Annotated in this window: 14 protein-coding genes; 5 read left to right on the top strand and 9 right to left on the bottom strand. The window is 64.8% G+C overall.

The window, feature by feature from the left end; all coding sequences use genetic code 11:
* Positions 1 to 150 precede the first annotated feature (150 nt).
* From XF30_RS06910 to XF30_RS06930, 5 genes are all read right to left on the bottom strand, one after another.
* Positions 151 to 1239, bottom strand: a complete 1089-nt coding sequence (locus tag XF30_RS06910; RefSeq protein ID WP_035996972.1) for a TRAP transporter substrate-binding protein — start codon at positions 1237 to 1239, stop codon at positions 151 to 153.
* A 180-nt stretch (positions 1240 to 1419) separates the two neighbouring features.
* The gene (locus XF30_RS06915; protein ID WP_109142262.1) at positions 1420 to 2733 is read right to left on the bottom strand and encodes an NAD(P)H-dependent oxidoreductase; all 1314 of its coding nucleotides are present in this window, start codon (positions 2731 to 2733) and stop codon (positions 1420 to 1422) included.
* Positions 2734 to 2886: 153 nt separating this feature from the next.
* Entirely contained in the window at positions 2887 to 3687 is an 801-nt protein-coding gene (locus tag XF30_RS06920; protein WP_057028358.1) for a phytanoyl-CoA dioxygenase family protein, read from the bottom strand.
* 162 nt (positions 3688 to 3849) lie between these two features.
* A complete protein-coding gene (locus tag XF30_RS06925) occupies positions 3850 to 4527 on the bottom strand; it encodes a GntR family transcriptional regulator (RefSeq protein ID WP_109142263.1) in 678 nt (225 codons plus the stop codon).
* A 141-nt stretch (positions 4528 to 4668) separates the two neighbouring features.
* Positions 4669 to 5568 carry a sigma-70 family RNA polymerase sigma factor gene (locus XF30_RS06930; protein ID WP_109142264.1) on the bottom strand — a complete coding sequence of 300 codons (900 nt, stop codon included), beginning with the start codon at positions 5566 to 5568 and terminating at the stop codon, positions 4669 to 4671.
* A 100-nt stretch (positions 5569 to 5668) separates the two neighbouring features.
* Between XF30_RS06930 and XF30_RS06935 the strand changes: the two genes are divergently transcribed.
* Complete coding sequence (locus XF30_RS06935; protein WP_109145603.1) at positions 5669 to 6124, top strand: carboxymuconolactone decarboxylase family protein; 456 nt, start codon at positions 5669 to 5671, stop codon at positions 6122 to 6124.
* Position 6125: 1 nt separating this feature from the next.
* Here XF30_RS06935 and XF30_RS06940 read toward each other — a convergent pair whose 3' ends face one another.
* Both XF30_RS06940 and XF30_RS06945 read right to left on the bottom strand, forming a co-directional pair.
* The gene (locus XF30_RS06940) at positions 6126 to 6938 is read right to left on the bottom strand and encodes an alpha/beta fold hydrolase (RefSeq protein WP_109142265.1); all 813 of its coding nucleotides are present in this window, start codon (positions 6936 to 6938) and stop codon (positions 6126 to 6128) included.
* Between the two features lie 2 nt (positions 6939 to 6940).
* The gene (locus XF30_RS06945; RefSeq protein ID WP_109142266.1) at positions 6941 to 7759 is read right to left on the bottom strand and encodes an alpha/beta fold hydrolase; all 819 of its coding nucleotides are present in this window, start codon (positions 7757 to 7759) and stop codon (positions 6941 to 6943) included.
* A 134-nt stretch (positions 7760 to 7893) separates the two neighbouring features.
* Between XF30_RS06945 and XF30_RS06950 the strand changes: the two genes are divergently transcribed.
* Positions 7894 to 8436, top strand: a complete 543-nt coding sequence (locus tag XF30_RS06950; protein ID WP_036020854.1) for a methylated-DNA--[protein]-cysteine S-methyltransferase — start codon at positions 7894 to 7896, stop codon at positions 8434 to 8436.
* Positions 8437 to 8564: 128 nt separating this feature from the next.
* Here XF30_RS06950 and XF30_RS06960 read toward each other — a convergent pair whose 3' ends face one another.
* Positions 8565 to 10109, bottom strand: a complete 1545-nt coding sequence (locus XF30_RS06960; protein ID WP_109142267.1) for an acyl-CoA synthetase — start codon at positions 10107 to 10109, stop codon at positions 8565 to 8567.
* Positions 10110 to 10227: 118 nt separating this feature from the next.
* A complete protein-coding gene (locus XF30_RS06965) occupies positions 10228 to 11400 on the bottom strand; it encodes an acetyl-CoA C-acetyltransferase (protein WP_109142268.1) in 1173 nt (390 codons plus the stop codon).
* Positions 11401 to 11632: 232 nt separating this feature from the next.
* Between XF30_RS06965 and XF30_RS06970 the strand changes: the two genes are divergently transcribed.
* The 3 genes from XF30_RS06970 to XF30_RS06980 all read left to right on the top strand — a co-directional run bounded on the left by XF30_RS06970 (position 11633) and on the right by XF30_RS06980 (position 14072).
* The gene (locus XF30_RS06970) at positions 11633 to 12211 is read left to right on the top strand and encodes a TetR family transcriptional regulator (RefSeq protein ID WP_244608878.1); all 579 of its coding nucleotides are present in this window, start codon (positions 11633 to 11635) and stop codon (positions 12209 to 12211) included.
* 55 nt (positions 12212 to 12266) lie between these two features.
* The gene (locus tag XF30_RS06975) at positions 12267 to 13025 is read left to right on the top strand and encodes an SDR family NAD(P)-dependent oxidoreductase (protein WP_024337318.1); all 759 of its coding nucleotides are present in this window, start codon (positions 12267 to 12269) and stop codon (positions 13023 to 13025) included.
* A 240-nt stretch (positions 13026 to 13265) separates the two neighbouring features.
* A complete protein-coding gene (locus XF30_RS06980) occupies positions 13266 to 14072 on the top strand; it encodes an enoyl-CoA hydratase/isomerase family protein (protein WP_109142270.1) in 807 nt (268 codons plus the stop codon).
* Positions 14073 to 14114 lie beyond the last annotated feature (42 nt).

A 14114-nucleotide genomic window follows, 5' to 3' on the forward strand; every position in this document is an offset into this window, starting at 1 on the left:
CAAAGGCGCGCGATGCGCGCCGTGCCCACGTCTTCTCAGCTTCCACGTGGGTACGCTTCGCTTTGCCCACCCTACGAGAGCCGTTCAACGGCAAAAAGCCCCGGAGACATCTCCGGGGCTTTGTTTCAAGCGCTGCGAACCGTCGTCGCCTTACGTCCGCGTCCGCATCCGCATCATGAAGGTATCGAAGCTGAGCTCGGCCACCTGCATCCAGGCGAGCGACTCGCTGCGGAAGGCGGTGAGGCTCGCATACATCTTGCCGAAATGCGGGTTGTTCTTGGCGAGATCGGCGTAGATCTCGTTGGCTGCGCCGTAGCAGGCCTCGAGCACCTCCTGCGGGAACGGCTTCAGGATTGCGCCGGACGCCAGCAGCCGTTTCAGCGCGGGCGGGTTCACCGAATCGTACTTGCCGGTCACCCAGGTGAAGGTGTCCATCGATGCCGTGCTGATGGCGGCCTGGTAGTGCTTCGGCAGCCCATTCCACTTTTCGAGGTTCATGATGTTGTGGCCCTGGCCGGTGCCTTCCCACCAACCGGGATAGTAGTAGTACTTCGCCACCTTGACGAAGCCGAGCTTCTCGTCGTCATACGGACCGACCCACTCGGCAGCGTCGATCGTCCCTTTCTCCAGCGCGGGATAGATGTCGCCGGCCGCGATCTGTTGCGGCACGCCCCCGACCTTTGCGACAATGGTGCCGGCGAAGCCGCCAACCCGGAATTTCAGGCCCTTGAGATCATCGACGGTCTTGATCTCCTTGCGGAACCAGCCGCCCATCTGAGCCCCGGTCGAGCCGGTCGGCACGCCGATCGCGTTGTGCTCTTTCAAGAGATCATTGAGCATGTCCTGACCGCCGCCCCATATCAGCCAGGAAATGTGCTGACGCGTATTGAGGCCGAACGGCAGCGAGGTGCCGAAGGTGAATGCCGGGTTCTTGCCCCAATAATAGTAGAGCGCGGTGTTGCCCATTTCGACGGTGCCGTTGGACACGGCATCGAGCACTTGCAGGCCCCCGACGATTTCGCCGGCCGCGAAGGGTTGGATCTGGAATCTGTTGTCGGTGATCTCCGCGACCCGCTTGCAGAAATACTCGCAGCCGCCGTAGAGCGTATCCAGTGATTTCGGCCAGCTAGCCGCCAGCCGCCATTTCACCTCGGGCATTGATTGTGCGACAGCCGGCGCTGCAATTGCGCTTGCGGCAAGGCCCAGTCCGCCTGCCTTCAGAAATTTACGACGTTCCATGCGTTTCCCTCCTGCGGTGTCGTGTCCTCGACGAGGGATCGCGGTCTTGACGCCGCTTCATCTTTCGCCGGTGGCCGACGTTTCTTGGTGTCCGAAATTCAATGTTCCCGGATCGCAGGCAGCATGACCAAAGGGGAACAGCAAATCAAGCTCGCTTTGGTTGTGCGCCTGCCAAGCCGATCAATGCTGCGGCGCGAACGCGGCTTCCATGGCCTTGCGCGCCTTCACCGTTTCGTTGCCCGGGTCGAATTCGACATCGCTCCAGCGTACCAACGTGCCATGGGCGACGTCGTGCTTAAGCTTGAGGCGATGTGCGAGCCCGATCGGCAGGGCCCCAGCCCTGAGGCTCGCGGCCGCCGGTATCAGCTTGCCCCATACCGTGTAGCCGCCTTCGCCGTCGAGCATCTCCCCGGCACGCAAGTTACGTTTGGCCACGGCGGCGACGTCGCCGCGAAAGCCGTAAGGCTGCCCGGTGGGCTCGCCCCGCAGCGCGGCCGACAGCACCGAGATGTTCAGCTCGAGCCCGATCAGATGGTAGGGCTTGTACATCGCGGCATAGCGTCCGCTCCCATCGGTCTTGAGGCCGTATTGCCTGAAGCAATCGGCGGCATAGTCGTTGGGCGCCTCCAGTACCACATAGACGCCCCAGCGCAGGTCGCGAAACACCGGCCGGCCGTCGCGCTCGAGCGAGGAGACGACTTCGACGACACCGGATCGCTCCAGCACACCGCCGCGCGAGCGCGGCCGCATGATGTGCGGCAGATCATCGACGCCGCACGGCGGAAACGCCAGGCCGTCCGCGGGCACGTCGAGGCCGCAGGCATTGGCGATCGCGGCCATCTCGATCGCCGATTTGGTGCCGTCGAGGAACGAGTTGAACATCTGCGGATTCATGCCGGCCGACTGCGCTTCGCCCGCGGTCAGGCCGTAATGCTGCCAGACACCGTCGGGCGTCACGTCGTGATAGGCCGGCAGGTACTTCGTGCCCTTGCCGGCGGCAATGACGTGAAATCCAGTGGCGCGGGCCCAATCGACCATCTCCGCCGTCAGCGCCGGCTGGTCGCCATAGGCGAGCGAATAGACCACGCCGGCTTTGCGCGCTTCGTCGGCGAGCAGCGGGCCCGCCAGCACGTCGGCTTCGACATTGACCATCACGATATGCTTGCCCGCCGCGATCGCGGCGCGCGCGTGGGCAATGCCGACGGCGGGATTGCCGGTCGCCTCTACCACCACGTCCATGGCGCCGCCGGCAATGGCGCGCGCGCCGTCATCGGTGAACACGGTCGCGGCGATGCGTTCGGCATCCCAGCCGACGGTCCGGCAGGCCTCGCGGGCCCGGTCGCGGTCGATGTCGACGATGATGGGCACCTCCAGCCCCGGCGTGTGCGGCACCTGTGCGAGGAACATCGAGCCGAACTTGCCGGCGCCGATCAGCGCGACACGGACGGGCTTGCCGGCGGATGCGCGGGCTTGCAGGAGGCGGAAGAGGTTCATGGGGGGTCCGAGATCGCTATGGCTGTCAGGTGACACTGTCAAACTTCGTCATTCCGGGGCGCGCGAAGCGCGAGCCCGGAATCCATTTCTCCACAAGCACTGCGGCCCGATGGATTCCGGGCTCGACGCTCCGCGTCGCCCCGGAATGACAGGTTACTCCGCCGCCTGCCGTGGTGCCCGTGCCAGCCGCAGCAGCGCGTCGTCGTCCACCGTCTTGATCGGCGTGAAATCGCGATGCGCGATGTAGTCCGGCCGGGTCGGTGTACGGATATGGTTCGAGACCGCATTCAGCGTCAGGTACACGATCTTGCGCGGATAGGGCGTGATGTTGCCGCTGGAGCCGTGCACGAGATTGCCGTGGAACATCAGCATGCCGCCGGGCTTGCCGGTGGGCGCGACGATGCCGCCCTGCTTGACGAGGCGCGTGACCGTATCCTCGTCCAGCGTCCATAGCGGATAAGAGGTGGTGGCGAGATCGTGCGAAGCCTCGAGATCGCCGGCGTTCTGGCTGCGCGGCACCAGCATCAGGGGACCGTTGATCGGCATCACCTCGTCGAGGAAGATCGCGATGTTCATCGCCCGCGGCTCCGGCATGCCGTCATCGCGCTTCCAGGTGCCGTAATCCTGGTGCCATTGCCAGACGTCGCCGGTGAAGGCCGACTTGGCGTTGATCTTGAACTGGTGCATGTAGACGGGCTCGCCGAACAATTGCTCGACCGGCTCGATCATGCGCGGATGCGCGCCGAGGATCGCGAACGCCTCGTTGTAGAGATGCGCGGCAAAGGCCGTGCGCGGAGCGCCACTCTTCTCGCGCCAGACCTCGGGCCGGTTGGCGTCATAGATGGCGACCGCCTCGCGCGCGAGCAGGTCGACCTCCTCTGGGGCGAACAATTCGGGCAGGAACAGCCAGCCCTCGCGGTGGAAGAACTCCAATTGCTCCTGAGACAGTTTCATGGGTCGTCCTCCTGTTTGCTTTGTTTTGTCATTCCGGGGCACGCGAAGCGTGAGCCCGGAATCCATTCCTCCGCAGTCTCTGCCGCCCGATGGATTCCGGGCTCGACGCTCCCGGGCCGCGCTTCGAGCGGTCCCGTCGCGTCGCCCCGGAATGACGGCGTGCTACGCCGCCGCCTCTTCCGTCACCCGCAATCTCTCCTCGGTCATCCGTCCCGCCGTCTGCGCATGCGCCAGCGCCGCGCGTTCGGCCGCCTTCGCGCTGCCGCTCAGAATGTGTCCGGCAATATCGGCATGCTCCGCCCAGGCGCTGGCGCGATAATCGAGCTCGGAGAGCACCGTCGCCATCGAGCGCCGCATGTGCGGCCATTGCGGCGCCATGGTCTCCTCGATCACGGGATTGCCGGCGAGCTGATAGATCGCGCGGTGAAAATCGACGTCGAGCGCGATGAGCTCGGATAGCGTGGTGTCGCGGTCGCTGCGGCGTCCGGCGGCGAGCGCTGCCTCCAGTCGCGCGCGTCCCGCTGCGTCGCTGGCCGCGCGCTGAGCGGCCAGCCCGGCCGCCAGCGCATCGATGGCGCCGCGCACCTCGTAGAGCTGACGGATGCGCGCGGGATCGAGCTGTGTCACTTCAAAGCCGCGGCGGCCGCTCTCGGCGACCAGGCCCTGCCGATGCAACAGATGCAGCGCATGCGACACCGGCTGGCGCGACACGCCGAGCCGATCGGCGAGCTCGTTCTGCCGGATGCGCTGGCCGGGCCGAAGCGTGCGGTCGGAGATCGCCTCCAGGATCCGCGCATAGACTTGGTCGATCAGGTTCGGGAGCGGGTCGAGAGGGATCACACCGGCAGCTCCAGAAGAACGAAGGAATACGGAATTCCGTATTCGAACTTACGCTCGGCAAGGTGGAGCGTCAAGCCGTATCTCGGGCGATCCCAAGGGCTTCACGTCACCCGGGTAAGCTGTTGAATTTCCTGAGTCCGTCTACTGTGCATGGGGTTGTTTTCGCGACAACGGGTCCGGATCTGACCCATCCAGCACCTCCACCTCCATCGTGGCGATGTCGTCCGCATCGGCCACCGCCTCGATCGCCCCGATCCGCTCGCCCACGAACGTCACGCGCAGGGCAATGCGCAGCTGTCCGCCGAGGATGACGGCAGCACCCAACTCACCATCGACCAGCGCCGTGCGCGCCGTCCGGGCGCGGCCCTTGTAGAGCTGCGCGACAGCCTCGGCGCCGCGCACCTCCGCCAGCGAGCCGAGCCGCACCGCCGCCTGATCGGCGCGGAATACCACGTCGGGATCCAGCACCGCGAGCAGCCCTTCGAAATTGCTCTCGCGCGAGGCTTTAAGAAATGCATCGACGATCCTTCGCTGCTGCGTCAGATCCGTCTCGGGCACCGGTGCGCCCTGCACGCGCCGCCGGGCGCGGCTCGCCAGCTGCCACGAGGCATCGACCGAACGGCCGACGATCGGCGCGATCTCCTCGAACGGAACGGCGAACATGTCGTGCAGCACGAAGGCGAGCCGCTCCGCGGGCTGCAGCGTTTCCAGCACGACCAGCAGTGCCGCGCCGACGGAATCGGCCATCTCCGCCTCTCGCTCGCTTGTATCGTCGACCGGCTCGGGTACGTGCGGACCCATCGGATCCTCGCGACGCGATTTCCGGGCGCGCAGCATGTCGAGGCAGATGCGCGCCACGACCGTGGTCAGCCAGCCGCGCAAATTCGCGATGTCGGACAGGTCGTAGCGGCTGACCCGCAGCCACGCCTCCTGCACGGCATCGTCGACCTCGGCGCGCGAGCCCAGCATGCGGTAGGCGACCGCACGCAAATGATCCCTGCTCGCCTCGAACTGCTCGGTCAGAAAATTTTCTTCGGTCATCGGTCACATTCCCTCGTCGCGATCCGTCATGCCCATGACGAAGCCAATCCGGCCGATGTGACCGGAACCTTCGAAATTCGACAGATGGAGACGCAACATGATGCACGCCCGCATGAAACACCCTGTCATGGTCCTGCCGGAGGCCATGAATGTCCTTCAGTCCCTCGGCAACCTGACAAAGCAGGGTCTGCCGGAAAGGCTCCTCGAACTGGTGCACCTGCGCGCCAGCCAGATCAATGGTTGCAGCGTGTGCGTCGATATGCACCCGAAGGTCGCCCGCAGACTGGGCGAAACCGACGAGCGCTTGTTCGCCGTATCCGCCTGGCGCGAGGCACCCTACTTCACCGACGCCGAGCGCGCCGCGCTGGCCCTGACCGAAGCCGTCACGCGCCTCGCCGATCGCGAGGATCCGGTGCCCGATGCGATCTGGAACGAAGCCGCCAAGCACTTCGACGAGCGCGAGCTCGCCACGCTGATCGTTGCGATCGCGACGATCAACGTCTGGAACCGCCTGAACGCGACGATCAAGATGCCGGTCGGCGTGTGGAAGGTGTGAGCTACTCCGTCAGGAATCTGCTCACCACCTCGCCGAACTCGAGCGGCGCCTGCTCGAACATCCAGTGGCCGGCGTTCGCGATCACTGCCGTCTCGGCGCCCGCGATGTGCGCGGCCAGCACGCGCCACATCACCGACAGGCTGCCGGTGGTGGCGCCGCCGCCGATCAGCAGCGTCGGCGTCCTGATCGCCTGCGCATCGCTGAGGGTGTAGGGCCGGCGCTGCTCGTTGATCTGGCCAAGGAAGGTGAGCGCGTTGTCGCGGAGTTGTTGCTTGGCCGCAGCCGGCACGCGCCGCCAGGAACCGTCGCCCTCGATGCCTTCGTAGAAATTCCGCACCGCGCCCTCGAGGTCGCCGCCGCGGATCATCTCGACGGAGCGCGCCGTGCGGGCCGCCAGCGACGGATGCGCGGGCGTGCCTTCGAGCACAGGCAGGGATGGGTCGAGATCGCCGCCGGGCTCGGCCAGCACCAGCTTGTGCAACAGATCAGGCCGCGCCTGCGCCACGCGGAAGGCGATGTGGCCGCCGCGCGAATGGCCCATCAGGTCGACGGGGCCGGGCCTGACCTGCTCGATGAAGGCAATCGTATCGGCGACGTGCTGCGCCATCTTGTAGTCGTCGCCGACGGCGTCCCAATGCTCGGGAAAGAAGTGCCGCAGGCTGACCGCGATCACGCGATGGGATTTCGACAGCGGACCGAGCACCGAATACCAGGTGCGGAAATCACCGAGTGTGCCGTGCACACAGACCAGTGGCGGGCCCTCACCGACCTCGAGATAGGCCATGTCGTAACCGTTGACGCGGAAGCTTTGCATGGTCAGCTCGCCAGAAAATCCAAAACCACTTCGGAGAATTTCTGCGGCGCCTGCTCGAACATCGGATGCGTCGCGTTCGGGATGATCGCCGTCTTGGAATAGGGCACATGCGCGGCCAGCGCATGCAGCACTTTCGGCAAGAGGCCCTTGGTCCGCGCGCCCAGGATGAACAGCGTCGGCATCTTGATCGCCTCCGCATCCGCCTTCGAGAACGGCGGGCGGCTGTCGCGGACCTGGCCGATCAGCGTAAAGGCATTGTCGCGCAGGTTCTGCTTCACCATCGCGGGCAATCGCGGCCAGGTGCCGGGGCCTTCCAGCGTGTCAACGAAGACGGCGAGCCCGCCGTCGACATCGCCGGCCGCGATCTTCTCGGCCGAGGCCGTGAAGCGCGCCAGCAGCGGCGAGGGGCCGCCGACGTAGTCCGGATCAAGGCTCGCATCGAGCTCGCCCCCGGGCTCGGCCAGGATCAGCCGTCGCAAGAGATCGGGCCGCTGCTGCGCCACGCGGAAGCAGATATGCCCGCCGCGGGAATGGCCCATTAGGTCGACCGGCCCGAGATCGAGCTTGTCGATGAAGGCGATGACGTCCTCGACATGCTGGGCGATCGAATAGGTCTCACCGACGCCATCCCAGCGCTCCGGGAAGAAGTGGCGCAGGCTGACCGCGATCACCCGGTGCCGCTGCGTCAGCGGCCCCAGCACGCAGCCCCAGACGCGAAAATCGTTCAGCGATCCATGCACGCAGACCAGAGGCGGACGGCCCCTGTCTTCGCCCACATCGAGATAGGGCATGTCGTAACCGTTGACGTGGAGGCTCTGCATGATGGACTCGGGAGAGGATTGGAACGCCTGTGCAAGATTCCCGGAAACCGGGTGGATCGCAACTATTTCCAAGCCTAGATTTGGCACGACATCAAAGTGGGGGCCTGCAACGGAAGCAAGCCAGGAACCTAGACATGACCGACCAGCATTTTGCCCTGTTCGACACAAGGATCGGCCTGTGCGCCATCGCCTGGGGCCCGCGGGGCATCAACGGCACGCAATTGCCGATGGGCGGCGAGCAGAAGATCCGCACCCGCATCAGCCAGCGTCATGCCGACGCCGTTGAGACCGAGCCGACCGCCGAGGTGCAACAGGCGATCGACCGCATGACGAAACTGCTCGCCGGCGAGCCGGATGATCTCACCGACATCCCGCTCGATCTCGACGGCGTGCCCGAATTCAACCGCGGCGTCTACGACATCGCCCGCGCGATTCCGCCCGGCAAGACCGTCACCTATGGCGACATCGCCAAGCAGCTCGGTGGCGTCCAGCTGTCGCGCGACGTCGGTCAGGCGCTCGGCCGCAACCCGTGCCCGATCGTCGTGCCCTGCCATCGCGTGCTCGCCGCGGGCAACAAGCCCGGCGGCTTCTCGGCGAATGGCGGCGTGGTCACGAAGCTGAAGATGCTGGAGATCGAAGGCGCGCTGGTGAACCACACGCCGAGCTTGTTCGATTGAAGATACCAAAGCTTGCTCGGCGTCATGGCCGGGCTTGACCCGGGCATCCACCTGTTCCTTTGCGGTACAAAGAACGTGGATGCCCGGGACAAGCCCGGGCATGACGGTGTTGAGAGCGGCCGCTCGCCCTAAATCTTCGTCGCCGTCTTCGGCCAATACCGATCACGCAAATGCCGCTTCACCAGCTTGCCGGTCGGCGTGCGCGGCAGCTCGGCTTCGAAATCGACCGAGCGCGGGCACTTGATGGCGGAGAGGCGGTCCTTGCAATAGGCGATCAGATCGGCCTCGAGCGCCTTGCCGGCGCGGCTCATGTCGTGCGGCTGCACCACCGCCTTGACCTCTTCGCCCATCTCCTCGTTCGGCACGCCGAACACCGCGACGTCGGCGACCTCAGGGTGCGTGATCAGCACGTCCTCGGTCTCCTGTGGATAGATGTTCACGCCGCCGGAGATGATCATGTAGGACTTGCGGTCGGTGAGATAGAGGAAGCCGTCCTTGTCGAGATAGCCGACATCGCCGAGCGTCGACCATCCCTTGACGTTGTAGGCCTTCTTCGTCTTCTCGGGGTCGTTGTGATAGGTGAAGGCGGGCGCGTCGGCGAAATAGACGGTGCCGATCTCACCGACCGGCTGCTCCTCGTCGTTCTCGTCGAGAATCTTGATCTTGCCGACCACGGCGCGGCCGACGCTGCCGCGATGCTCCAGCCATTGATGCGAGTTGCAGACGGTGACGCCATTGCCTTCAGACCCGGCGTAATACTCGATCAGGATCGGCCCCCACCATTCGATCATCCTCGCCTTGACGTCGACCGGGCAGGGCGCGGCGGCGTGGATCGCGCCCTTCAGGGTGGAGACGTCGTACCTCGTGCGCACCTCGTCCGGCAGCTTCAGCATGCGCACGAACATGGTCGGCACCAGCTGCGATTGCGTCACCTTGTACTTCTCGACCAGCTTCAGGAACTCTTCGGCGTCGAAATGCTCCATGATGATGGAGGTGCCGCCGAGCACGATCGCCATCATGTTGAAGCGCAGGGGTGCCGCATGATAGAGCGGCGCCGGCGACAGATAGGTGCTCTCCGCATTCATGCCGCACATGTCGGCGCAGAGCACGCGGAGGAAGGCGTTCGGCACGTCGATCCTGTTGCCTTCGAAAGCCTTCTTGATTCCCTTAGGGCGCCCGGTGGTGCCCGACGAATACAGCATGTCGTAGCCGGCGACCTCGTCGGCGATCGGCGTCGTCGGCTGCGCGGCGGCTTCCTTGTCGTAGGAGCGGAAGCCGGGCAGCGGGTCGTCCATCATGTAGAAGATCGGCTCGCCGGGCGTGCCTTTGATCAGGCCCTTGATCTGGTCAGCGCATTTCGGCGTCGTGATCACGACCTTGGCGCCGCAATCGGCGATGATGTAGTCGATCTCGTCTTGCTTCAGGTAGCGGCTGATCGCGGTGTAATAGAGCCCGCTGCGCTGTGCCGCCCAGCACAGCTCCATGAAGGCGAGGCGGTTCTCCATCAACAGCGCAATGTGGTCGCCGGCCTTGAGGCCAAGCGAGCGGAACAGATGCGCGCCCTGGTTCGAGAGCTCGTCGAGCTCGCGATAGGTGATCGCCTTGCCGGTCCCGGCCATCTGGTAGGCGATCTTGTCGGGCGTCGTCTTGGCGTGGATACAGGGGTGGGTCATGGCGTTTCCTCAAAACGTGAAATGGCGAGTAGCGAGTGGCGAATAGGGAAGAAGGGCAAACCGCTCTTCGCCTACTCACCAGTCGCTACTCGCCACTCGCTACTCGCTTTTGTTTTTCTTACAGCCGCTCCACGATCGTCACGTTGGCCATGCCGCCGCCTTCGCACATGGTCTGCAGGCCATAGCGCTTGCCGCGCTGGTGCAGCGCGTGGACCAGCGTCGTCATCAGCTTGGTGCCGGAGCCGCCGAGCGGATGGCCGAGCGCGATGGCGCCGCCGTTGACGTTGAGACGCTCCGGGTCGGCGCCGGTGGTCTTCAGCCAGGCGGTCGGCACCGAGGCGAAGGCCTCGTTGACCTCGAACAGGTCGATGTCGCCGATCTTCATGCCGGCCTTCTCCAGCGCGCGCTTGGTGGCGTGCAGGGGAGCATCGAGCATGATCACGGGATCGCCGCCCGTCATGGTCATGTGATGGATGCGGGCGAGCGGCTTGACGCCGAGCTGCTTCAGGCCCTTCTCGTTCACCACCATGACGCCGGAGGCGCCGTCGCAGATCTGGCTGGCGCTGGCCGCGGTGAGCTTGCCGTTCTCGGCGATCAGCTTGACGCCCTTGATGCCGTCGAGCGTGACATCGAAGCGAATGCCTTCGTCGATGTGGTGAGTGTCCTTGCTGCCGTCGGCGCGGGTGATCTCGAGCGGCACGATCTCCTTCTTGAAGTGACCTGCTTGCGTCGCCGCGATCGCGCGCTGATGGCTGTCGTAGGAGTACTGGTCGAGCTCATCCTTGGAGAGGCCGTACTTCTCGGCCATCATCTCGGCGCCGGTGAACTGGCTGAACACGATATTCGGATACTTCTTCTCGATGCCCGGGCTCTTGTAGTTGCCAAAGCCGTTCTTGGCCGGAAGCTGCGATGACAGGCCCATCGGCACCCGCGTCATCGATTCCACCCCGGCCGCGATCACGACGTCCATCGCACCCGACATCACCGCCTGCGCGGCGAAGTGCAGCGCTTGCTGCGAGGAGCCGCACTGACGATCAATCGAGGTGCCTGGCACACTCTCCGGAAGCTTCGAGGCCATGATCGCGTTGCGCGCGACATTGTTGGACTGTTCGCCGACCTGCATCACGCAGCCCATGATCACGTCCTCGACCTGGGCCGGATCGACCTTGGTGCGGTCGACCAGCTCGTCCAGCACCTTCGCGGCGAGATCGGCCGGATGCCAGCCGGCGAGACGGCCCCCCTTGCGCCCGCCGGCGGTGCGCGCAGCGGCGACGATGTAAGCCTCGGCCATGTCGGTCTCTCCCTGAATTCTTTATTGGGTGGGTTGTCGGGCGGATTTAAGGGTCGGACCAGCGTTTAGTCAATCGATCAATTAACTCTTGTGATGAGGCGCTGCTTGCGCTTATCTGCGCCCCGCTTCCAGCGGCCAAACAGGGATCTCCGTGGCGACCAGCGTACCGAACAGGCTCCCCAGCGGGAAAAATTCCACGGCAGAGAAATTGCTGGTGGCCGCGAGCGAGCTGATGATCGAACGCTCCTCGATCGAGATCTCACTCTCCGACATTGCGCAGAAGTCGGGCGCCAACGCCGCGCTGGTCAAATACCACTTCGGCAACAAGGACGGCCTGCTGCTGGCGCTGCTGGCGCGGGATGCCGCGACCGAGATGACCAATCTCGAATATCTGCTGGCACAGCCGATCACGTCGACAGCGAAGCTGAAGCTGCACATCGCCGGCATCATCCGTGCCTATCACCGGTTCCCCTACATGAACCGGCTGATCCACTATCTCTTGCACGAAACCAGCGCGAGCTCTGCCGACGAAGTCTCGAAATTCTTCGTTGCCCCGCTGCTGGACTTCCACCGCCGCCTGCTGGCGGAAGGCGTCAGCCGCGGCGAATTCCGCCCGACTGATCCGGTACTGTTCTACACCAGCCTGATCGGTGCCTGCGATCACCTGTTCTTCGGCCGGCACGCGATGTCCCGCGCCACCGGCGTCGGCCCGGTCACTGACGATGTCTGCCGGCAATACATCAAGCACATGGAAACGCTGATCTGCGGCGGCATCCTCACGCAAGCCGGGGAAGCCGCTGCGGCCGGATAGTCCGGCCGACACGTGACAAGTCTAGAGAAGAAACGCTCAAGGAAAGGTACAAGCGATGCAATTAAAAGACGTAGCCGTTCTCATCACCGGCGGCGGCTCGGGCCTTGGTGCCGCGACCGCCCGCGCCATGGCCGCCAAGGGCGCCAAGATCGGCGTGATCGATCAGAGCAAGGAAAACGCCGAGAAGGTGGCCGCCGAAGTGAAGGGCGTCGCGCTGCACGCCGACGTCACCAGCGAGGAGCAGATCAAGGCAGCGATCGCCAAGGCGGAAGCCGCACACGGCGTCGCCCGCGTGCTGATGAACTGCGCCGGCATCGGCGGCTCGCAGCGCATCGTCGGCCGCGACGGTGTCTATCCGCTCGAAAAGTTCGCACGCATCATCAACGTCAATCTGATCGGCACCTTCAACTGCCTGCGGCTGTTCGCCGAGCGCCTCGTTACTGCGGAGCCGATCGGCGAAGAGCGCGGCGTCATCATCAACACGGCCTCGGTTGCCGCCTACGAAGGCCAGATCGGCCAGATCGCTTATTCGGCCTCGAAGGGTGGCGTCGTCGGCCTGACGCTGCCGGCCGCGCGCGATCTCGCCAGCCAGAAGATCCGCGTCAACACCATTGCGCCCGGCCTGTTCTTCACGCCGCTGCTGATGGGCCTGAACGAAGAGGCCCGCAAGAGCCTGGGCGCCCAGGTGCCGCATCCCTCGCGTCTCGGCGATGCCAACGAATACGGCATGCTCGCGGTGCACATCGTCGAGAACCCGATGCTGAACGGCGAGACCATCCGCCTCGACGGCGCGATCAGGATGGCGCCGAGGTAGGTGCTTTCTTCCTTCTCCCCTTGTGGGAGAAGGTGGCATAGGCGGCCTTAGGCCGCCGTTCTTAAGAACGCCGAAGCGAAGCTTCGGCTACGGCGCCGGATGAGGGGTTGTCTCCACAATCTCATTTGTGGAGGCAGACCCCTCACACAAGCGATTGTGCGGCTAGCGATTTACATGCCCTCTCCAAGGGGAGAGGGCGCAGCAATCGGCGCCGCGACTCGCGGCAAGTGCGAGGCACCCATGTCCCAACCGCTGCTGATCGAGCATGACGATGGCGTCGACCGGGTGACGCTCAATCGGCCCGAGCACCTCAACGCCCTCGATCCGGCGCTGATCGATGCGCTCAACGACTATTTCCAGGGCCTGCAACGCAATCGCGACACGCGCGTCGTCGTGCTCAAGGGCGCCGGCAGGAATTTTTGTGCCGGGCTCGATCTCAAAGCTGCGATGGCGCGCCGGGCCGGACAGCAGGAGCCGCCGGGCGTCACGGAGTCGCTGGATTCGCAGCGGCGCATCGCCGACATCGTGATGCTGATGCGGCGCTGTCCGCAGCCGATCCTGGCGCTGGTGCAGGGCGCGGCGGCCGGCGGCGGCTTCGCGCTGGCGCTGGCCTCCGACATCCGCATCGCGACGAGATCGGCGCGGATGAATTGCGCTTTCATCAAGCTCGGGCTCGGCGGCTGCGATATCGGCACCAGCTATTTTCTGCCGCGCCTCGTCGGCGTCTCCGTCGCATCCGAGCTGATCCTCACCGGGCGCTTCATCGGAGCGGAGCGCGCGCTCGCGGTCGGCCTCGTCTCGGAGATCGTGGACGAGGACAAGCTCGATGACGCGGCCGCGCCTTATGTCGAGGCGATGATGACGGCCTCGCCCGTGGGCCTGCGGCTATCCAAGGAATGCCTCAACATGAGCGTCGATGCCAGCTCGCTGGAAGCTGTGATCGCGATGGAGGATCGCAACCAGGTCCTGTGCAGCCGCTCGGAAGAGTTTTCGGAAGGCATCAGGGCCTTCCTTGAGAAGCGAAAGCCTGTCTATATCAGGCGCTGAACGATGAAGATCCGCAAAGGACAGTAATTCCGGGAGACGCAA

It is taken from the genome of Bradyrhizobium sp. SUTN9-2 (assembly GCF_003122645.1).
In the GTDB taxonomy this organism is placed as follows: domain Bacteria; phylum Pseudomonadota; class Alphaproteobacteria; order Rhizobiales; family Xanthobacteraceae; genus Bradyrhizobium; species Bradyrhizobium yuanmingense.